General features: G+C 34.0%; 20 protein-coding genes. 9 read left to right on the top strand and 11 right to left on the bottom strand.

The window, feature by feature from the left end; genetic code table 11:
- Positions 1–31 precede the first annotated feature (31 nt).
- From ACFFVB_RS12475 to ACFFVB_RS12425, 11 genes are all read right to left on the bottom strand, one after another.
- Entirely contained in the window at positions 32–667 is a 636-nt protein-coding gene (locus tag ACFFVB_RS12475) for a response regulator (protein ID WP_382383220.1), read from the bottom strand.
- 5 nt (positions 668–672) lie between these two features.
- Positions 673–2,640: a tetratricopeptide repeat-containing sensor histidine kinase gene (locus ACFFVB_RS12470; protein WP_382383219.1), complete on the bottom strand. Its 1,968-nt coding sequence runs from the start codon at positions 2,638–2,640 to the stop codon at positions 673–675.
- 26 nt (positions 2,641–2,666) lie between these two features.
- Positions 2,667–4,916: a tetratricopeptide repeat protein gene (locus ACFFVB_RS12465; RefSeq protein ID WP_382383218.1), complete on the bottom strand. Its 2,250-nt coding sequence runs from the start codon at positions 4,914–4,916 to the stop codon at positions 2,667–2,669.
- Complete coding sequence (locus ACFFVB_RS12460; RefSeq protein ID WP_382383217.1) at positions 4,913–5,572, bottom strand: DUF1266 domain-containing protein; 660 nt, start codon at positions 5,570–5,572, stop codon at positions 4,913–4,915. Before ACFFVB_RS12460 ends, ACFFVB_RS12465 begins: the two co-directional genes overlap by 4 nt.
- Positions 5,573–5,575: 3 nt before the next feature.
- Positions 5,576–8,080 (bottom strand): hypothetical protein, encoded by a 2,505-nt coding sequence (locus tag ACFFVB_RS12455; RefSeq protein ID WP_382383216.1) that lies wholly within the window; start codon positions 8,078–8,080, stop codon positions 5,576–5,578.
- A gap of 25 nt (positions 8,081–8,105) precedes the next feature.
- Positions 8,106–9,152 carry an SMI1/KNR4 family protein gene (locus ACFFVB_RS12450; protein WP_382383214.1) on the bottom strand — a complete coding sequence of 349 codons (1,047 nt, stop codon included), beginning with the start codon at positions 9,150–9,152 and terminating at the stop codon, positions 8,106–8,108.
- A 92-nt stretch (positions 9,153–9,244) separates the two neighbouring features.
- Positions 9,245–9,655 carry a hypothetical protein gene (locus ACFFVB_RS12445; protein ID WP_382383213.1) on the bottom strand — a complete coding sequence of 137 codons (411 nt, stop codon included), beginning with the start codon at positions 9,653–9,655 and terminating at the stop codon, positions 9,245–9,247.
- Complete coding sequence (locus ACFFVB_RS12440) at positions 9,648–9,938, bottom strand: hypothetical protein (RefSeq protein ID WP_382383211.1); 291 nt, start codon at positions 9,936–9,938, stop codon at positions 9,648–9,650. Before ACFFVB_RS12440 ends, ACFFVB_RS12445 begins: the two co-directional genes overlap by 8 nt.
- Before the next feature lie 26 nt (positions 9,939–9,964).
- Entirely contained in the window at positions 9,965–11,098 is a 1,134-nt protein-coding gene (locus tag ACFFVB_RS12435; protein ID WP_382383210.1) for an adenylosuccinate synthetase, read from the bottom strand.
- Positions 11,099–11,965 carry a hypothetical protein gene (locus ACFFVB_RS12430; protein ID WP_382383209.1) on the bottom strand — a complete coding sequence of 289 codons (867 nt, stop codon included), beginning with the start codon at positions 11,963–11,965 and terminating at the stop codon, positions 11,099–11,101.
- A gap of 2 nt (positions 11,966–11,967) precedes the next feature.
- A complete protein-coding gene (locus tag ACFFVB_RS12425; RefSeq protein WP_382383208.1) occupies positions 11,968–12,318 on the bottom strand; it encodes a hypothetical protein in 351 nt (116 codons plus the stop codon).
- A gap of 162 nt (positions 12,319–12,480) precedes the next feature.
- Between ACFFVB_RS12425 and ACFFVB_RS12420 the strand changes: the two genes are divergently transcribed.
- The 9 genes from ACFFVB_RS12420 to ACFFVB_RS12380 all read left to right on the top strand — a co-directional run bounded on the left by ACFFVB_RS12420 (position 12,481) and on the right by ACFFVB_RS12380 (position 20,292).
- Positions 12,481–13,386 (top strand): DUF6892 domain-containing protein, encoded by a 906-nt coding sequence (locus tag ACFFVB_RS12420; RefSeq protein WP_382383206.1) that lies wholly within the window; start codon positions 12,481–12,483, stop codon positions 13,384–13,386.
- A gap of 184 nt (positions 13,387–13,570) precedes the next feature.
- Complete coding sequence (locus ACFFVB_RS12415; protein ID WP_382383205.1) at positions 13,571–14,212, top strand: putative DNA-mimic protein; 642 nt, start codon at positions 13,571–13,573, stop codon at positions 14,210–14,212.
- 212 nt (positions 14,213–14,424) lie between these two features.
- Positions 14,425–15,588 (top strand): hypothetical protein, encoded by a 1,164-nt coding sequence (locus ACFFVB_RS12410; protein WP_382383203.1) that lies wholly within the window; start codon positions 14,425–14,427, stop codon positions 15,586–15,588.
- A 93-nt stretch (positions 15,589–15,681) separates the two neighbouring features.
- Complete coding sequence (locus ACFFVB_RS12405) at positions 15,682–16,431, top strand: DUF1963 domain-containing protein (RefSeq protein ID WP_382383201.1); 750 nt, start codon at positions 15,682–15,684, stop codon at positions 16,429–16,431.
- Positions 16,432–16,441: 10 nt separating this feature from the next.
- On the top strand, positions 16,442–16,867 hold the full coding sequence (locus tag ACFFVB_RS12400) for a DUF2262 domain-containing protein (RefSeq protein WP_382383200.1): 426 nt from the start codon (positions 16,442–16,444) through the stop codon (positions 16,865–16,867).
- An 11-nt stretch (positions 16,868–16,878) separates the two neighbouring features.
- Entirely contained in the window at positions 16,879–17,586 is a 708-nt protein-coding gene (locus tag ACFFVB_RS12395; protein ID WP_382383199.1) for a DUF1963 domain-containing protein, read from the top strand.
- 68 nt (positions 17,587–17,654) lie between these two features.
- A complete protein-coding gene (locus ACFFVB_RS12390; protein ID WP_382383198.1) occupies positions 17,655–18,410 on the top strand; it encodes a DUF2314 domain-containing protein in 756 nt (251 codons plus the stop codon).
- A gap of 33 nt (positions 18,411–18,443) precedes the next feature.
- Positions 18,444–19,448, top strand: coding sequence for a hypothetical protein (locus ACFFVB_RS12385; protein WP_382383197.1), 1,005 nt, complete (start codon positions 18,444–18,446; stop codon positions 19,446–19,448).
- A gap of 232 nt (positions 19,449–19,680) precedes the next feature.
- The gene (locus ACFFVB_RS12380) at positions 19,681–20,292 is read left to right on the top strand and encodes an SMI1/KNR4 family protein (protein WP_382383196.1); all 612 of its coding nucleotides are present in this window, start codon (positions 19,681–19,683) and stop codon (positions 20,290–20,292) included.
- The last annotated feature ends 36 nt before the right edge of the window (positions 20,293–20,328 follow it).

The following is a 20,328-nucleotide window of genomic DNA, read 5'->3' as shown; positions in this document are numbered from 1 at the left end:
CTTGAATTTTAAAATTCAAGACCTTTTATTGTTAGTCGAACAAACCAGATTCTATGGCGTATTTTACGGCTCCGGTTGTCGTTTTAGAGCCTGTTTTTAAAAGAATATTTTTTCGATGTGTCTCTACAGTGTTTACCGAAATAAATAATTTTTCTGAAATTTCTTTAGAGGTGAGTTCGTCTCCTAAAAGCGCTAAAACTTCTTTTTCACGAGGCGACAATTCTATGTTTTTATATTTTTTGCGTTCAAAAACACTTTCCATATAGCGTTGTTTAATCACTTCGGAGAAATACTGTTCATTGCCTAAAACCGTGCGTACTGCTTTTTGTAATTCTTCTTTACTGGTAAATTTAGGAACAAATCCTTCCGCACCTTTTTGAATCACTTTATGTACCGTTCTATGATTATCGAGCATACTCAACATTATTATTTTAACGTGACTATGCTTCTTTTTAATTTCGGTAAGCAATTCAATACCATCCATTTTTGGCATGCTAATATCACTTATTATTAAACCAATTTCAAACTGATTTAATAAGCGAATCACTTGATTTCCTTCGGTGGCCAAGTGGACTTCCCCAATTTCTTCCATGTCACTTAAAATGGTATTTATACCCTCAAGAAACATTAAATGGTCGTCTGCTATTATGATGTTTATTTTCTTCATAATTGTTATTTTATGGGAATATCTATGGTGATAGATGTTCCGTGTCCAGGACTACTATCTATATCTAAAGAACCTTGTACTTTTTGTAGTCGTTCTTTAATATTACGGAGTCCTATTCCTTGTTTTTTATTTTTTTGAAACCCTTTACCGTTATCATTAATTACAATGTTTAAATGATCGGTATGTCTTGTAAGTTGCACATCTACTTTATCGGCTTCAGCATGCTTCAGGATATTATTTATTAATTCTTGTACAATGCGGTAAGCATCTGCTAGTAAATCTTGTGGTAATTGATCGATCTCTTCCTCAGGAAAGAAATACGTCTTAATGTCAATATCTGCTTTCTGAGTAATCTGATCAATAAAATCACTTAAAAAACTCGTGAATCCAATTTTTGAAAAAGGTAAAGGATGTAGTTGATGTGACAAACTACGCACATCGATACACGCATTATTTATGGCATTTGCAATACGTTTAGACTGTGATTCGTCATCGTGACGTTCGGCATAATGCTCAAAAGCAATGCGTATTCCGGCCAAATCACTTCCAATACCATCGTGAATCTCTCTTGCAAAGCGCTCGCGCTCTTCGTCCTGACCTTCTTGATAACGCTCGATAACAGATAATTTATGATCATTCATCATCTGACTAATCTTCTGCTTGGCGTTTTCTTCTTGCTGAATACTCAATTCTTTTTGTACACGTAATCGCTGTATGTATAATAATCTCAGGACAATTAATGTCAGTAACACCAATATAAATCCAATGATAAATACATTTCTAATGAGGCGTTGGCGCTTCACTTTAAGCTCTGCTTTTTGCAATTCGGCATCACTTAATTTCTGTTCTTTTTCAAGCAGTTGTATACGGGCTTCTTTTAATTGGGTTTCGTAACGTTCTTGGATTTTAACGACATATTTCTCTTTATCTAAGGAATTCTGATCTGCTACAGTAGTGACTCCTTTTTTGTAAAATTCTAAGGCTTTTTTATAATTTCCATCGTTTTGATACAGCTGAGCAAGGTTTTTATAAATATCGGAATTGTATCTAATTAAAGACTGTTCTTCTCCGATAGATAAGGCTTGCTGAAAATAACGTATTGCCGATTTTGTATGTCCTAATTTGGATTCGCAAAGTCCCAAATCGTTTAAGACAATAGTGATATCAGAATTGAAATTTAGTTCTTCTAAAAGGACTAAGGTTTTCTTTAAAGCCATTACAGCCTCTTCGCAACGCCCCTCTTCTACAAGCATTTGCGAAAGATTAATATTTACGTAAGCGACAACTGCTTTATTGCCTTCTTTCTCTCTATAGCCTAAAACCGTTTGGTAATGGGTTCGTGCTTGGTCGAATTTACCTTCTTCCTTTAAAATATTTGCAAAATTAAATAAGGTGGTAAGTACACCATCATCATCTCCAATTGTGCGATAGAGTTCCGCAGCGCGATCTAGGCTCTCTGCCGATTTTTTATACTCTTTCTGAAGTAGATATAGTGTTGCAATATTTTGATACGCATTGGCTTCCTGGACTTGATTACTCGTCTTTTTTGAATAACTTAAACATTGCATAAAATTATCAATGGCTTTGGGATATTCCCCTAAGTTTTTATAAGCTAATGCCATTATATTGTAACAAGCCGCTAAACCTTTTTCAATTTTAAGGTCATGGAGTAGAGCGATAGTCTGAGTGGTATACTTAATCGTGTTTTTATAATCTCCGGTAGTATTACTCAGGTTTCCTAAGGCATAAAGGGCTTGAACCTCTTGAAGTTTTATTTCTAGTTTTCTACTCTCTTCTAGCCATTCTTTAGCTGCTTTTTCTGCTAGTTGCGGATTAGAATTTAAGTTTTTTTGATATTCTAGAGCCAAAGAATCCAGACGAGGCGTATTATTCGCTGTTTGTGAAATAGCACCATGAATTACTCCTAAGAATACCAATACTATTAAAATATGATGTTTTATAAGTCGCTTCATTTAATAAATAGGTAAACTTAATACCTTTAAGTGAAATAAGTGTTTCTTATTCTAGATTTGATTTCTTTTAACGTTTCTTGTTCATTATTTTCAAATTCGATATCCAGTTTACAAACGCGTTCTAGTAAATTATGTCGTAAAAATAAGTCGTCATTACATGTTGAATTCGCAATCTCTAAATGTTCTAATATGGCAGTCTGGGCCGGTTGATCTTTACTTAAAAACATCGCGTTGTATTTGGTGTAATCTTCGACATGTCTTACGCCTTTAACAGCCTCTTTTAAAACTTTTAATAATACATGATATTCGTCTTTTTCGAATTGAAAAAAGGAATAATCTGGATAGTTTTGCAGGAGCTTTTCAAAGGCCACATAACTTTCGTAGTATCGTTGTTCTTTATGTAGCAAATTTGCATAATCAAAACCTAATTTCCAATCTTGCGCTCGAGGCACTTCCTTTTGAATGGTTTCACAGAGTGTAATAGCTGGATCATTATCACCAAAGCCTTCGTTTGCACACGACAATGCTAATTTTAAATAATATGCTTTGTTTGTGGCTAGGGTAGATGCCATTTGTAAAGCAGTAGATGCGGCAGTGTTATCTCTTAACATCCAATGAATAAACCCATTGTTTCTGTATTCTAGGAATGTCGTGGGATGGTCTATTAAATCATCTGCTGTTACTGGAGGTAAATCGTCCGGTTTTGCTAAATAATCGTAAAAACAAATCCACTGAAATACAATATATAATTCGGGAGCTAATTGTTCCTGCTCGTAATTATAAATCGCATATTTGTGCGCTTCTTTGTAATCGCCCATTTCTATAAGGGCTTCGATACACATATTCATGGTGCTACAATAGTCCGAATCTCCAATCTCATAAAAATTAATTTCGGAGTACATATCTTCAAAAAACGCTGTGAAATTCTGATGGCGTTTATGGATAATCATACGCAAATTATACAGCCAAGGCGCATAAGAATGTTGCGGTAACGGAAAATCGTTAAGGGCTTCATTAATCACTTCATGAGCTTCATCAAACCGTTCCAATTTGACTAATGCACGGGCTTGAAAAAATAAGGTTTTAAGCGTTGGCGTTTTTCGTCTATGAAATTGTACGACTATATCTAATATACCTTGCCAGCTTTCTATACGGCTATTCACTTCTAATAAGTAAAACAAATATTCACTCATTCGGAGTCCGTTTCTATAGGCTTCGTGATAGGCTTGCCCGGTCTCGTTATAATTTAAGCTGAAGAAAAAGGACTTTGCTTTTAAGACCAGTAATACTGGGTTTTTAGGGTTTAAAGCAAGGCCACGTTCGACACAAATTTCTATTGTTTTTTTGTTTTTTGAAAAATAGTAGGACGAATTTCCTATCAATACATATTGATGCTGTGCCAATTGCCAACCCGAGTTTGCTAAGGCTTGCATATAGGCTTGATAATCCTCGAAATTACTATATGCTTCTTCGGGGAATTTTGGTTCGTCTGGTGCGCTTAAAATTTGCGATACCATATCGTACTTCATAAAAGATTTTGCATAATCTGCTAATAAAATACGCGTAGTAAGATTTAATTCTAGAAGTCGCCATTCCGAAACCCATTGCTTTTGATTTTCTGAAGCTTTACGTTCCCATAAATCCACTTGAATACGTGCTAAATTCTGACTAGATTGGTCTAAACGTTCATCTAATTGTAACCCTTTTAAAACGGTTTTATTATGTGTAGCTGATGCTAAATCTAACAGCTCGTAACAATCGGCTTCCTCTGTAGATGTGCATAAGTGTTCTAATTGAGCCGATTCGATATTCCAAAGTAACAGACGTGCTTCTGTTAACCCAGGGTAACATTCTAAAACATATTTCAGAATAAGAATAGCTTCATTAAAACGGTTTTCAAATTGTAATTTTAAAGCATAATGCAGGTGCAACGTTTCGTTATACGGATATAACATGAGTGCTTTTTGAGATACCGATTCGTCACATTGTTTATAGTGGCTACACACATATTCGTAATCTGAGGCTTCAACGTGATTCATGTTTTCTAAACCGACCAAATAAGATTGTAAAACCTCTATATTCATCTCTTCATAAGCACCTAGATACAGCATGTAAATGCGATAATATCTTGAAAGATCTGCATGCCTATCTTCTATAGTTTCAATATTTTCTTGAATAGCAGTGATATGGGGTTGCAAATGCATATAAAGATTGGCTTTGTAAAGTTCTTCTGCGCGCTCAATATGTGCTATAACCTCTTGTCTTGATAACCTCATTTTTTCCATGTTTTAAACCAATCGGCGTGTTCTATATGTAAACGTTGGTAGCATTCCCAAAGGGTTCCTGTTCCTGGAAATTTACTCATGTCTTGTTCTGTTGCTCCTAATACGTATTCGTCTCCCAAACATACATTTCGGTGAAAATCGCCCCAACTAGAAAAAGTCGATTTTATAGTATCATTCGCTTCTTCTAGACGTAAAATCATTTCGTCTGTGTTAATAAAACCTAAGACGTGACCCAAACGCATTTGAAAAATATAATATGCCATTTCGTAGCCAATAAGTTTTTCTTTTTTTAGACTAAAACGGTATTTCCATACCATTTTATAAATGCCTTTAGTACTTTGGTTTTCTTCGGCATTGTATTTAGCGTCAAAGTCTGTTGTGGTGCTCATACGAAATTCTATTGCTAGTTTTTCGAAGTTGTGTGAGACCATTTGTCCGCTTTCATAACGTTGTAAACTATTACGTAAATGCAGCCCAGATTTTATACCGTACACCTTTAAAAGACGTTTGGCTTGTTTGACTTGCATGTCGTTTTCTAAGTCAAAACCAGACCAACTTGTTAAGTCGGCATGTTTATGATTTTTCTTTAAAATTAAAGCCGATAAATTTAATTGGTCTTGAATTTCGGGTGTGATATCTTGTGTCATGTTTTAAGCTTTTAACTGGTCAACAACGTCTAATAAAGCCGTTTTTAGGTGTTCTGAATAGGCTCCAGAATTCGCCATCGCTTGTAATCCCATGGCGTACGAAGGTGCCATTTTAGTTCCTCTTACCAAATGCACAAATAAACGTCTGCAAAGATTTCCGTAGGTTTCTGATGCTGTGCCAGGCGCTAAATTGGAGTCTAGTAACGTCATGTAAAGTGCTTGGGTAAATTTGGCTTCTATTCCTGTTTTATCATCCGTTAACCAAGTTTTAAATTCTTCTATTTTTTCATCTAGAGGCTGTAAAAGTGCCGTATCACAATTACCGGATGTTCTGTAATTTTCTAGATTATGAAGTACTGCATCGACATATTTTTGGTTGATGTCAACAACTTCCATCTCTATTTTAACCGATGGCACAGGTTCGAGAGTTGTATTGGATTCTGCAATTGGTTCTTGTTTAAAGTGAATGCCATAAAACCCTTCAATAGTAACTAATAATTCTGTTAGATTACTGAAACCTGCTTCGTCACCTTTACTGTATTCATTCAGATATTTTGCAGTATTTGCATTGAGTTTATCTTTTTCTAATGCACCTAGAAAGTCGGTTAAATAGATTTCAATTTGTGTTGCGATGGCCCCTAACAGGAGGTTGTCATCTTGTTTCAATTCGCATTTTCTATGAAAGGTGATGATACGATTTATGGCCCGGTCTAAAAAGAAACTGACATCGTCTTCCATAGCATTGAAATAGGTTGCAGTGCGCACACCTTGCGTATTTAAAACATCGGAAATCCAAACGGCTTCTTGTTGGGAACTGTAATAAAAATCGCCCAGATAATTAAACCAAGCTTGAATAATACTGAGGTTAAGCGGGCGGTTTTCATTAATGTAATGTCCGCGAGCAAAGTCGTTACAAAGGTCTTCAACGCAAGCGTCAATATTTTTTAGTGCCGAAATCTCGTTAACTCGTGTAAAATTCCCTGGGTCTACACATAAGGTCGCGAGTGTCTTAACTATAAATGGTAAATGTTGTGTTCTAATAGCATTATTAGTGTCTCTTGCAGAATAGGCTAATGCTATTAAATATGCCTGTAAAATCTCTTGCTGTTCTGTAGTGTATAACTCCGCTAACCCCTCGCGCGCATCAAAAAATGTGCGGACTAAAAACTGATTTAAGGGATTTTTAAGACCTGCTTTTTTGAAATCGTCAAGCCAAACTTTAAAGTTGTCTTGCGTTTGAAACACATTCTGAATTAAAAACGTACCAGTCGCTTGAAAATCTTTATGTTGAAAACGCATTGTAGGAAGTACGTCTTTACAATCTTCAATTAATAATTTTGAAAATACGGTGTTATACGTTTCCGTTTGATTTGCAATTCCTGTTTTTGGATGGCAGGTGTTAAACCAAAACGGAATGCATTGCAATGGCAGAGCTTCGGCAGAATTCTCGCTTAAAATATGTTTCCCGTAATCTTTAAAAGCTTCTGTATAAAAATGACTTCCGCTATCGGCAGTTAACCAATGTATGAATCGCATATAACAACCATCTAATTGTAGTATTGGAATATTTTTATCACGATTATTGAATAATAACACATCGCCAGTATCCCAAACTTTAGATTCTAAACCGATTATTATGGGGTAATTATTTTCAGTGGTTTTTATATTGAGTAACTCAAGACTTTTCACTTCACCAAAAATCAGACGTTCTTTTAAAGCCTTATGAAGTTCTAAGGTTTGTTCTAAATGGTCTTTGTAAAATAGTGCTAATTCTTCGCTAAACCATGGCAACATCAAATCGTAAGCTCCTGGCATATAAACACGTCCTACAGGTAATATGTAGTGAAATTTACTGATGAATTTTAACCAATCATTTTCAAAGAAATATTCTATAAAATGCTTGTCTATTTTAAACGGAAACGTACTGATGGTTTTATCGGAATGCACTACCGAATAGGTTTCATTTAAAATTGCATGTTGAAGACATTGCTGAATTAGAAAATCGGAATTCAGTACATCTCGAATATCAAAAATTTGATGCACCAAAAAACGAGCAACAGGCAAGGACGCTTCAGATTCACTTAGAACTATATGTTTTAAAACCTGAAACACTTGGGTTTTTTTATTTTCAGAAACGGCTTCAGAGTTTAAATAACTCAGACTAAACTGTAAAAATTCTACGAGTTTATTTGTGCTTTTTTCATCAGGATAAAACCCTTTTTCTAACAACGGCAACCAAGAGGCAATAAAGTTTAAGCCTTGCTCTTCATTAGCGTACAACTTTGGATGAAAATAAATATGTTGCGCTACATTTTCAGTAAAAATAGCCGTTACATGTTCTAAATCAGTATTGTTTTTTAGAGTGTAATAGGCATCATAATCTGTGGCATTTAAAGCTTCTAAAGATTGAATTATGGCTTTTACTTCAGCCGGTTCAAAAGATGCTGTGCTTAATTGAGGTAATATGTGTTCTTTATAAATCGCAGACATATGCTGGGGATTATTCAAAATTTAAATACTGTTTTTAATATCCTTATTTGGCGGTATAAAACCATTCGTTGTCTTCAATTTCGCTTTCTGGTCTTCTTAAACTTTCAAAAAAGGAAACGAGGTCATCGGCTTCGATATATCCAATTTCTTGGTCGGCACCAAAACGGATAATTTGTCCGGCTGTTCCTTTGGTATTGGGTGCAAAATCGAAGGCTAGGAAATTCCCGTTTTCTAAATCGAAAAACGGAATCCAATAGGGGGTGGTGTACATTAATAAGGCTTTTCCTTCGTTGGTAGAGTATGTATCCAATAAGTCTTCTTGCGTCCAATCGTCATAAATATCTTTCCACTGTTTCCATTCGTTATAAATGTCTTCTGCACCCATAATGGCACAACGGTCAATACCGTTATGCAAGCTTAAATAGTCTTTTATTAGTTGCGGAAACGGATAACCTGCTTCTTCTTCAAATTCTGTATAGATGGCATCATTATGAGTTGGAGGCTGTAAGGTTAATCCTTTCTCTGAAATTAAACCGACAAAGGATTCTACCAAGGCTTTCATATCTATACGAGCTTCCATCTGAATAAAGGGCGCTAGAAAATCGGCTTTTTCTTTTGCCAATTGTTCGGCTATAAACTGATTGGGAATGAAATGATCTATAAAAGCGCCTGTGTGTTCTTGAAACGTAATGTGCTTTAAATTAGAAGTGGGTTGTGAACTATACATGTTTTTATTAAAGTTGTAAACTGTAGCACTTTTGTGATGTTCATCATGAATAACGGTAAACCATGCTTTAAATTTTGGAGTATGTTCTATTTCAACAGTAAAAACAGTTTTGTCTTCTAAATAGCCAATACCATAGAATTTATGAATGGTTTCATAATCGGGTGTAATAAATATGAGCTTTAATAATGTCTTTCCGGACGCTTGTTCTACAGCCTCTAAAAGTGCATCTCTAAACGTAAAAGAGTTACTATGATGTTTTGGATATTTAAGATCGGGTAGTGTATCTATTATAAGAGGTTTAAAATGAAATGCTTCCCAATTCATTTGTTTTACACGATCCGAATATGCTGTAATATGACCCATTTATTCCTGTTTTTTTGATACCGCTAAGGTAGTTTGGAGCGTTTGAGTTTTTATCACTGAAACTAGTGATTTTGAAAAAGTAGGACATTAGTTTAATTACTAATCTTACTTTTTAAAGTGTTTTCGAATAATGAAAATTGTGTAGGTTCAATTTGACTGATTGGGAGTCTGATCTTTTTCTCTTTTTTATTCGGATTCTGATACGTAATTACGATATTCTTTTTCACAACTTCATAAGATTTTAAGGCACTATAAGGCACATTTGTTTTCCCTAATATACCCACTTGAAAAACGAAATGCTTTTCTGAAAATTTAAAAACTTTAAGGTTTTTATTGAAGACATAAAGCGTAATAAATAATATTGCCAGTCCCATAGGCATTCCTGGTAGTGTTGATGTGGCCTGTATCGCTATTATACTTATTGCTCCCATAAACAGCGCAAAATACAAGGGTTTGTTTTTTGCTTTAGAACTTAATTCAATTTCTGTTTCTGTTTTATTCATAATGTGCTTTATAAAATTCTTCGTCTTCTATGTTTTGTACCGTTTTTCTAACACCTATAATGCCAACAAGACCAATAGGGATAAATACCGCACTACCAATACAAAATATAATACTTCCAATTTTAGCTTGGTTAAATTGCATGACGATGAAGCCTATATAGCAGATAACTAAAGCTATTATCATAATAATATCTAAGCCTTTATAATCTTCGGTGAAATAAATAAAAGCAGTAATTAACGTGTTAATTATAATGCCCAGAATGGTTAACCGATGTGTTTTCATTTTTTTTGAATTCTATGTTTATCAAATCATTCTGAAATGGTCTTGATACATTCGCGTTTAGGGCCGTAACTTCCATAAACAGTATGGAATGTTGTATCTAATTTCTGAAGTAGAGTGCCGTAAGAAAAACGAGGCAATTGGTCTAAACAGGTTAGCATGAAGTGCTTGTTAATATTTAAATCTTGATGATGAATGGCATCGCAACTCAAGGCATAATTTAGTAATTCAGGGTTTAAAGCTTGTGTTCTAAACTCCCCTTGAAATTCGTTTGTCACATTCGCTTCATTTTCATTATTTTGAAGCGTTACAGCTTCTGTTTCAGCCATAGGACCATTGCCATGACGTGTTTGATAACAACGCGACACATAGTAGACATCGATTTCTGAAATGGTTTTTAAATGATTTTTAATAAGCTGAATCGCATTTCTAGACGTGGTATAACTCCAGGTGGTATGCGGGTGAAAGCCGTGTTGGGTGTCGAGTAAAATGCCCTGACTGCCTTCAAAAATAAAATGCTCGAAGGTTGTAGATAAGACTGAAAGTGTAGCTACACTATAAAATTTCTGAATAGCTAAACAACTGTCTATAAAATAGTCGTCTTTGTAATCTTTTAGTTCGTTGTTGTAATACGTTTGAACAGATTTCGATTGACTTTTCAACTTATTATCGTAATAGGTTTTGATGCTCTCTAAACGTTGTTTTAAAACCCATTTAAATTGTAAATCGTTGGAATAGAGATGTACGTCTTCTTTATTTCTCGCGATAGTAGTTCCAAAACCCAAACCACAAGAACCGTGATTTTGTTGCTTTTCTAGCGCTCTATTATAAGCAATATCGTAGATAGTTGTAATCATCGTTAGCGGATGCACATACAATTTAGGCTGATAGGTTTTTAAAAACTCACCTTCGTCTAAAATGGCAGGCGGAAATAGGGTAGTGTGTTCAGAATAATACGTCGGAACACCTAATAAGGTTCCTGAACCAAAATTACTAAACGTATGGGTTAGCTTTTCCATACTAACGGTATGTCCAATTTGGTGTCCGCCAGAAAATCGTACCACCAGACTTTTATCAGGATGTTGCGATGCCAGAAAATCGGTCGTTAACCCTTTTCCAGCATCACCAAATCCTAAATCTATAACGAGACTACATCTTGACATTTATAACATGTTTTCTACATCAACATCTGTACTGTTAGATGTTGTATGTGTTGCAGTTGCGGTACTCGGTTTATGATTTTGAATCACTACGTCTGCAATGCGTTTTGCTACCGTTTTATAATCTGGAATTTCTATATAATTATCGCCTAAAAGCGCTTTCCAATCTCCTTTTCGACGTATTTGTTTTGCCCATTCGTTATGCTCTAAATGCATATGAAACACATTGTAGGTTTCTTGTGCTTCTTTAATAATGGCTTCGGTAGTAATCGTTTCCGCTTCATCTGTACAGGTATATCTTTTAATGATTTCTGCAGGAATGGTAGGAAACACAGGTTCGTCTCCAATGGTGAATAAAAAGCCTTTTTGTTGTCTTTTTTCCCAACAATCAATCGATGTATGACGAGCAGCAAACAAATGAGCCAAATTATACCCTTCTTGATTGTTTCCGCCACCGCCACCTTCTAAGTATACGCGGGTTAACCAACGGTCTAATAATTCTGCCGACGATTCAAATTGACCAACTTGTAACGGTGCACTATCGTAAATAAAATCGCCAATACCTAAAAATAGGACTTGCGGATCTTCAATTCCAGCTTCCATTAAAGAGCCAATTAAATCAGGTAACGCTTCTTTTACAATATGTTCGGGTACAAATCCCATACTTCCGGTGACATCTAATGCCACAATAATAGATACCGTTTCTGGATGTTCTTCAGAATCTCGAGATTCTCTAACAAGTGCTTTTGTAGGATCCATTTCTGGATCTATATGTCTGGATGTAAATATTTCTTCTCTAGACTTATTACTATAGTCTTTTGTTCTTCGTAATCGCTTATAAGCGTCGTTACTAAATCTTCCTCCTCCCATAATTACAGTTCGTTTATTTTGCCACCAAATAAGTGTGTGTAACGCTTTTTGGCTAATTCTAATTTAATTTCTAAGTTTCTAATTTTTACAGACATGTCTAAGTCCTTGGCTACGTAATCTTTGGCATCAAAATCTGAAGCCAAAACCAAACTATTTGCATCTGTTGGACTCATATCTAGCATATTTTCTTGTTCGCGTTTTAAACGTTTTAACGACAAGGCTAAATCTTCGGTTTCGCGTTTGTACATCAATTGTGCATCTTCTGCAATAGCACTTGCGCGATCGTCTCTTATTTTTTCGTTGTTACGTTTTAGTGATTCCAAAAACGCAGCACTTTTAACTTGATCTTCCATAAAATAGGTTTTCAGCAAAGTTCGGTTTAGTCGTTCGGTTTTTTATCCCTGAAAATAGGGATATTGTATTTTAGGTAAAAACATCATTTTAAAAATATCACTGAAATCAGTCAGCGCATATATTTACTTAGTGATTATCTTTGACATTCTTAAAAAAGACTTATGACAACATTATATTTATCTTCATCAGGATTTAAAATTAATAACAGTACTATAGAATTTCCGGTGTCTATAGATGCTTTAAAAAATAGTTTAGATGCTAATTACAGAACATTTAAAGCGAAAAACAACACCATTTTTACGTGGGATGCTTTGGGGATTCTAGGGTATTCAGAAGACGGAGAACAGATTGATTCTCTAACTTTAGAGTTAGAACCTGATGGGTACGATTTTAGTCCTAAAAGTAAATTTTCCGGAACGTTTCATTTTAACGATGAAGAGATTATCACATATTATAAAACCCATAAAACAGAACGTGTAGAACTTTTTGAGGGTGACGATTGTGGAGCTTTGGTACAAAATAATATAAGTGCATGGTTTGATGTTAACGATACGGTTATTAGTGCTATTGAAATAAGTAATTATGAATCTTATGAGCGTTGGCAAGGTATACCAGAAGATAAATACATTATTAAACCACTCAATGAAGAAGCACTGACTTTTGTTGATTTTGGATTTAAACTATCCGTTATTGAAGAATTGATGTATGTTAAAGGATTATTGGAACCTATGTTTGATATACATGAATTTTCAAGATGGTATAAAGGACGGGATATAGATATTAATGAAGAAGGCTACGAACCTATAGCAGAAGTAGAACAATACTTTAAAGATTTACCAATTCCTAAACGTTTGGCTCTAGAATTAACTGAAATTTATCAAGATGGCGGCAATGATATTTACATGAATTTATCACCGTTTTCAGGAGGCGCTGTAGACTATTGGGATATTGAAACATGCGTAGATGCCAAACAATTTCCCAATTTAAAAAAAGTGACACTGTGCTATGCTACAGAGTCCGCTTATGAAGAATTTATAGCTTTAGGTAAAGATGCTGAATGGTTGTAATGTATTAAAAATATCATGCTGAAATATATAAAAGCACGCTCATTATGGCGTGCTTTTGTGGTAGTTATCATTACCCGAAAACTCGAAACCTAAAATTTAGTATTTATAAGTATCATTAATTTCAGTGATAGAGCACAGGGGCTTACATTCTAATTTTGTCTTGTAGAATTAAAACAATAAGAAAATGGGATTAGGAATTACAAGTGGCATATTAGTAGACTTTATAGAGAATGAACCAGAAGGTTATGAAGCGTATAAAGCCATTTTTGACAATATAAATGTGATATTAGAAAAAAATAATTTAGAACCACACCAAGAGCCAGATGTTTTAGATCGGGCACCTTTATTCTCTGGTGGTTTTCCGTATGATTTTTTACATCACTTAAGACGATTTGCAGCCCATACTTGGGAGAATGAATATGAGGAAAATTGGGTGCCAACGCCTTTCTCGCCAGAAGAAGAACCACAGGGCGACGAGATTCTAGAAGAGCATTATTCCTATATGTCTAGTCATCTTTTAACGCATTCCGATACCGAAGGATTTTATATTCCTGTAGAATTGCCAGAAATTCTTTTCGATACCGATGAAGCACCTGTTCCTGGGGCAATGATTGGATCGTCTTACGATTTACTAAAAGAATTAAAAACGCTTACAAAACCTTTGGGCATTACATTAAACGAAAATGATAGTGTTACAAACTTAACCGAACTCAATAAAAGGATACACGATAAAGAAGATTTTTGGGTAGAGACTTTAGTTTGTGCTACACTTTTAGATGCCGCCAAATTTAGTATCACTAATAAGACTGCTATCGTTTTTAATTAGAGAAAAATATAAATTCTATTGTATTAGTTACTATTGCTTTACCGTAGTATTTAGTAAAAAAAGCACGCTGCTTAAAAGCGTGCTTTTTTTGTTTATTTATTACGGTTACAATAAAGATACCTGAATTCAGTATGTATCAATTTCACTATTTACAGGGATAAAATTCAGAGGCATTACTTCTAGTTTTGAACTGTAAAACAAACACATTCAAAATGAAAAATACTCTACTTTATTTCGTACTTATATTAGTCTCATTTTCTTCTTGTAGCAAAAAAAGCTATACAGCATTGTATCGTGAAGATGCACTTTTGGGACAAAATGAAATCAAGTATAATTTATCTAAAAACCTGTTGAAATTAGAGATTATATATACTTTAAATGAACCTAGAGTTTTTAAAAATGGAATAGATCAGGCGTTAACTTCAAGTGCAACTAAAATTACGATTGAAGACCCTTTAAAAATTTCGAAGCTATTAGTAGCAGATCAATCTAAAACCTTTGTCCTTAAAGGCAATCAAGTGTCGGAAGATTATTTTTTAAATCCAGATGAATTTGAGAATATGGCAAATACAGAAACGGTTTCCGATGTTTTTGGCGAAAATATATGCAAGACGACTTCGGTTTCAAAATCATCTTATACTGATTCCCGTAAAGAAGCTGAAGCTTACGGCGCAGTAATAGAAATTTTAGATAATTTATCTAAAATAAAGACTAAGGTCGATGCCGATTATACCTTGGATCTTGTGTCACTTTATAAAAGTCAGATTACCACAGTAAACGAAGATTTTAAGCCGTACATAAAGAAATCTAAAGTGAAATATACGGTAATTATTGATCCATCTGATATCGATTCGACAGAAGGAAAATGGTCTACAGTAAATAACGAGAACATACTACATACCATTTATCCAAGTCATATTTTTAAAGATAACACCATGTTAATGGATACGGTTACTATGGTTACTCCAAATTTGGAAAATTACAAACTATCGTTTTTAGAACATAAGGACGCTGTAGAAGGACTTGTATATCGCAGTCCGTCGTCTGAAACCTTCGATGTTAAAGTGAATAATCATTTACTTCAAGGTGATGCTTTGCAATTGTCACAATTTGGAACGATGAAAGTCATTTCTGTAGACGAGTTGAAAGGGGATATAGACTCTGATGTCATTTTATTCAGAGCCAAGGAAACACAGCATGCATTGGTTCAAAACGAAAGTGTTTCTAGTCTTAATGATACCGTAGAGCTATTAGATTTCGATTCGAATGAAACTGTAGAATCTTCGCAAATAGCAATTAGAAATGAATATAAAGAGAAATTAGAAAAAATAGATCTATTAATAAATAAACTTAAAGAACGTAAAAAAGAGCTTTAAAAGAGGGGATTAGAATTCAATATCACTGAAATCCGTTACTAAAAAACCTGTGTAAAGTTTGACCTTTGTATACATCAGGAAAAAAAATACGTTATGAATAGCGCCAAATTTGAAGAGATAGTTAAAATTGAAAAATACGATTTATATAAAAAAGAAACGTATCTAAGATCTATGAGTTTACCTTCTATTAAAATAAAAGGAGAAAACCGCAGTAAAGAAAATGTAGGTTTAAGTAAACAAGGAGGCTATCCAGAAGTACCTGAAGATTTTGAATGGCCTAAACACGAGTTTGGTGATTATCGTTTTGCATTACAAATTAATTTAAGTGAAATTAAATTTGAAACGCCACTACCAAAAACAGGAATGTTAAGCTTTTTTATTGCCAATGATGATGATAAAAATGTGTTTTATGGCGCAAAAGATTATGCGAAAGTCTATCATTTTGAAGAAGGAACGCCGTTAAAAACCTATGTAAACCCTAATTTAAATTACTACTATGTAGATCATTGTATACGCATTGATTTGGAAGAGAATGTAGATCTTCCTTATAGAGAAGAGTTATATAAAGACAAGGGATTAAATAAAAAGCAACTCGATTACGTATGCAGTAAAGTACCAGATATGGTAAGTAAAAAAACGTTTAGTTATTTATTTGGATACCCATATTACAATACGCTAGCTTATGATCCTCGTAAAACCGATGAATGGACGTCTTTACTTACTTTGCGATGGAATAATGTTTTTTCTTGGGACTGGGATATGGATGAATTTTTAATGTTTTTTATTGAAAAAGATAAACTTGCCAAAGGTGACTTCTCTAACATTAGAACTGATTTAGGGTAATATTACAAGTATGAATATAACGAAAGATCAACTCAAAAAAGATCCAAGAACCGACGATTGTTATAGAACAACCATTTTATCTGGACAGAATACAATTGATATCAGCCTAAATTTAGATGAAATCACTTTAGATAAAATGATTGCTTTAGGGAATTCATTTTTAGAAGATTTTGAAGATAAAGAGAAAAATGCAACCGATGAAATAGTAAGTGCGTTTCACGAAAACTACAATGAAAACTGGGCAGATGAAGAAAATGGTTATCCAGAATTAAGCGAGCAAGATTTTAGACAGAAGTTAACAATAACAGCTATTGATTTTTACGCAAAAGACTTGATAGACGTCGTTTATAATGAAGATGGAATGTTCGGGAATCATTATTTAATCGCACAATCTTATGACGGTAAAACTTTTGATGACACCACGATGTTTGGATAAAAAATACAAGTATGACAGTAGAAGACCTAAAAAATAAAATTTCTAAACCGGTTACTAAATTTAGTACAGGCGGCTTTAGACCCAAGAATACCATTGAAGAAAGTTGGATAGGTAAAGTCTTTGCTTATAATGAAGATGAAGACATTCCGTTAGATAAAAACGGTAATGCGATGTTGCCTTTGGCACAATTTCACCTTCCCAACTTACCTTACGTACACCCTAATCTTAAAGATACAAAACTAATTACGGTTTTTATATCGGCAGAACTTCCAGAATGTTTTGAAGAAATGGGAGAGCGTTGGCTAATTAGAGAATATGATAACCTAGAAAATATTCAGATTAAAAATCTAGAAAATCCTAATTCATTTTTAAACGCCTTTCCGCTACAAGCAGAATTAGACGACAATGATTTCCCATTATGGGATGGTGGCGGTTTGTCTATGAAAGATGAAGCTGAAGTTTTAAAATTAGAAAACGAAGGGATTATTGATGATTATTTTGATATCACAGATCATATATACGACCATAAAATAGGCGGTTATCCTTCTTTTTGTCAATCTGGAATTGGAGATGCAGAGGGCTTTGGAGAAGGTTTTCAGTTCGTGTTTCAGATTTCATCAGATGAAAAAGTAAATTTCAATGTGGTAGATGGTGGGAGCTTAATGTTCGCCAAAAATAGCGAGACCAAACAATGGCGTTTGTATTACGATTTTTATTAAAAAGTACTACTTATCTAGGGTGGAAATCTAAACCTAAAAATATAACTAACATATAACATTAGTAAAGAATGAGTCAAGACAACAATATCATTTTTGCAGAGCAAAACCAAAAAATGAAAGTGGCTTACCTAAAAGCACAAGAAACGTTTAACTATTTCTGGCGTGAAATGTATTGGGACAGCAAAAGAGTTGTTCCTGCTCATGATTTAGCCTTAGTAAAAATTCCTTTTCAACAAGTAATTGAAGGTAGAGCGGAACCTATAGTAGAGCATATGTGGATTAGCGACATTGATTTTGATGGAGAACTCATTACAGGTGTTTTACAAAACGCACCAAATAAATTAACTAATGTTGCAGAAGGTGATACGGTTACTAGAAAGATCTCAGAAATATCAGATTGGATGCTATCTATAGATCGCAAAACCTATGGCGGTTATACCATTCAGGTACTACGTTCTGGTATGACGGAAGATGCTAGAACAAAGCATGATCAGGCTTGGGGATTAGATTTTGGGGACTATAATACTATTCTCGTGGCACACTTACAAGAAGAAGAACAAGAAAATCTTATTGAACATCCTATGAGTAAAGTGATGGAACAACCTGCAAGAGATTACTTTACAGCAAATCTAGATGTGGTTAAAGCCGTAGATAAAAATGGCGTAACCAGATTACACACAGAAACCATTGCAGGAAACAAAACAGCAGTAGATATTTTATTGGAATTAGGCGCGGATAAAACGGCTAAAACCAATACAGGAAAAACCGCTTTAGACTTTGCTATCGCTTTAAATTGGTCGCATTTGGTGTCCGTTTTAGAATAATTTATTATAAAATTGGTATCCACTATTTTTAAAATGAAAATTAAATTCACATACTTTTTTATAGGAATCTTATACATTATTGTACTCTCTTGGTTTTTTGTGAACTATCAGGAAGATGCGCGTATGAATTTAGTTTTTGATGAAATAATTGAAGATGGAGACATTATTTTTCGTAGTACAAGCTCTGAGAAATCTGAATTAAATGACTTTAAGGAATTTGGCATTGTTAAAAAATCTTTATGGGGATATTATGTTTGGGACAATAAGAGTACTATGAAAAGAAGCCTTTCTAAATGGGCCGAAAAAGGCGTGTATCTTAAAGTGTATAGAATAAAACCTTCTGGCGACGCTATGGTTAATTTCGAACTACATCATGGTACATACAATCATTTATTGAATTCTGAGGCATTGGAATTTATAACGGAAAAACGGAATCCAATTCCAAAACAAATTAGTGAGCTTAAAGAACATCGTGATGTAAAACCAAACCATATATCCAATTTTATCCCGGAAGGCTATGAAATTGTTTATTTCGAAAATGTACCAAATAGCGTAAAAGCAGATTTAAATAAAGATGGTATTTCCGATTATGTTGTGTTATTGTCCAATGGCAGTAGAGATATAGAATATTTAGATGCTTCAAGTGTTAAAATAGCCGTGTTAGAAGGACAAAAAGATGGTTCTTTTAAATTAAAAGGTGAAACGGGTAATCTAACATATGCTTTCTTATATAGAAATTTAAATCAAAAAATTAAAGTTTCTAGCACCAATGTTATTAATGTTAAACACCAATCCATGCGTCATGATTACGAGTTAAAATTCCGATATCAGAAAGGGAGTCAAGATTATATGTTAATTGGTACGGAATACAATAATTACGGAAATGCCATACAAAAGGGTGCTGGAAATACAAGTATAAACTTTATTTCAGGAAAAAGAATGTCTACAATTGGCGGAAATAAAACGTCGATTTTAGACGATAAATTTATACGAATTTCAGAGGTTGACGATAATAGTATTTACGAATTAATTAATTAGAAGTGCGTTTAGCTCAGGCCATCATACAAATTGAAAATTTCCAAGTCCATGATGACATGGAAGATTATGAAATTGGTGAGTTTTTCGAGTCGATTTTAAAGTTTATAGAATAAAATATTAAAACTTCAGTATTAATAAAACGGAACTTAAAACGGCAGTTATAACTACACAATGAATTCTGAAGCATTAGAGTTTGTAACTGAGAGTAAGTAAGAAATTTAAAAACTTTAAAATGGATACAATAGCAAATAAATACATCTCAAGACTTAAAAACGCCTATTACAAAGCAAAAGGCAAAGACATTTGGGATCATTTTGAAAACATAAAACATGGAGCTACATCCAAAGATTTAGATCAGATTAAAGATATATTTCCAGAAGTTCCAGAAGTTCCTGAAGCACTATTGCATTTATTACAATTTGTAGATGGTACCTATTGGAGAACTTATGGTGATGACGATATTACTTTATTCTTTTTCGGTTCAGATATGGCTGAATATCCGTATTATTTATTGTCTTCAGCACAGATTATTGAAAACAAAAATGTAGCTGCAAGTTATTATTCAGATTATATAGAAAGAGCTTATGAGGGTGTGCCTATTGATGAAAAAATCACCAATAAATCGAAAAATCTTAAGTGGCTTCATTTTTCAGATTGTATGAATAATGGAGGAACTTCTCAATTGTTTATAGATTTTAGTCCTTCAGAAAAAGGTACAAAAGGACAAATTGTACGGTTTCTTCACGATCCAGACGAGTTTAAAGTAATAGCAGATAGCTTTGAAACTTACTTACAAATGCTGATGGATAAGGAAATGGATTTTATTAATGAGGATAATTTATAATAAATTCAATTTTTGAATCCATTTTAAAACGGCAGT

This window comes from Formosa undariae (assembly GCF_042427615.1).
In the GTDB taxonomy this organism is placed as follows: domain Bacteria; phylum Bacteroidota; class Bacteroidia; order Flavobacteriales; family Flavobacteriaceae; genus Formosa; species Formosa undariae.
The sequence above is the reverse complement of the archived record's forward strand: the minus strand, read 5'-3'. Positions and strand labels throughout refer to the sequence as shown.

Bases quoted from the DNA above. Each gene is read 5' to 3' on its own strand.
- ACFFVB_RS12450 (WP_382383214.1), bottom strand. From the start codon at position 9,152: ATGGGTCATATTACAGCATATTCGGATCGTGTAAAACAAATGAATTGG.
- ACFFVB_RS12380 (WP_382383196.1), top strand. From the start codon at position 19,681: ATGGATACAATAGCAAATAAATACATCTCAAGACTTAAAAACGCCTAT.
- ACFFVB_RS12460 (WP_382383217.1), bottom strand. From the start codon at position 5,572: ATGACACAAGATATCACACCCGAAATTCAAGACCAATTAAATTTATCG.
- ACFFVB_RS12435 (WP_382383210.1), bottom strand. From the start codon at position 11,098: ATGTCAAGATGTAGTCTCGTTATAGATTTAGGATTTGGTGATGCTGGA.
- ACFFVB_RS12440 (WP_382383211.1), bottom strand. From the start codon at position 9,938: ATGAAAACACATCGGTTAACCATTCTGGGCATTATAATTAACACGTTA.
- ACFFVB_RS12395 (WP_382383199.1), top strand. From the start codon at position 16,879: ATGACAGTAGAAGACCTAAAAAATAAAATTTCTAAACCGGTTACTAAA.
- ACFFVB_RS12385 (WP_382383197.1), top strand. From the start codon at position 18,444: ATGAAAATTAAATTCACATACTTTTTTATAGGAATCTTATACATTATT.
- ACFFVB_RS12425 (WP_382383208.1), bottom strand. From the start codon at position 12,318: ATGGAAGATCAAGTTAAAAGTGCTGCGTTTTTGGAATCACTAAAACGT.
- ACFFVB_RS12390 (WP_382383198.1), top strand. From the start codon at position 17,655: ATGAGTCAAGACAACAATATCATTTTTGCAGAGCAAAACCAAAAAATG.
- ACFFVB_RS12405 (WP_382383201.1), top strand. From the start codon at position 15,682: ATGAATAGCGCCAAATTTGAAGAGATAGTTAAAATTGAAAAATACGAT.
- ACFFVB_RS12420 (WP_382383206.1), top strand. From the start codon at position 12,481: ATGACAACATTATATTTATCTTCATCAGGATTTAAAATTAATAACAGT.
- ACFFVB_RS12400 (WP_382383200.1), top strand. From the start codon at position 16,442: ATGAATATAACGAAAGATCAACTCAAAAAAGATCCAAGAACCGACGAT.
- ACFFVB_RS12445 (WP_382383213.1), bottom strand. From the start codon at position 9,655: ATGAATAAAACAGAAACAGAAATTGAATTAAGTTCTAAAGCAAAAAAC.
- ACFFVB_RS12410 (WP_382383203.1), top strand. From the start codon at position 14,425: ATGAAAAATACTCTACTTTATTTCGTACTTATATTAGTCTCATTTTCT.
- ACFFVB_RS12470 (WP_382383219.1), bottom strand. From the start codon at position 2,640: ATGAAGCGACTTATAAAACATCATATTTTAATAGTATTGGTATTCTTA.
- ACFFVB_RS12415 (WP_382383205.1), top strand. From the start codon at position 13,571: ATGGGATTAGGAATTACAAGTGGCATATTAGTAGACTTTATAGAGAAT.
- ACFFVB_RS12430 (WP_382383209.1), bottom strand. From the start codon at position 11,965: ATGGGAGGAGGAAGATTTAGTAACGACGCTTATAAGCGATTACGAAGA.
- ACFFVB_RS12465 (WP_382383218.1), bottom strand. From the start codon at position 4,916: ATGAGGTTATCAAGACAAGAGGTTATAGCACATATTGAGCGCGCAGAA.
- ACFFVB_RS12475 (WP_382383220.1), bottom strand. From the start codon at position 667: ATGAAGAAAATAAACATCATAATAGCAGACGACCATTTAATGTTTCTT.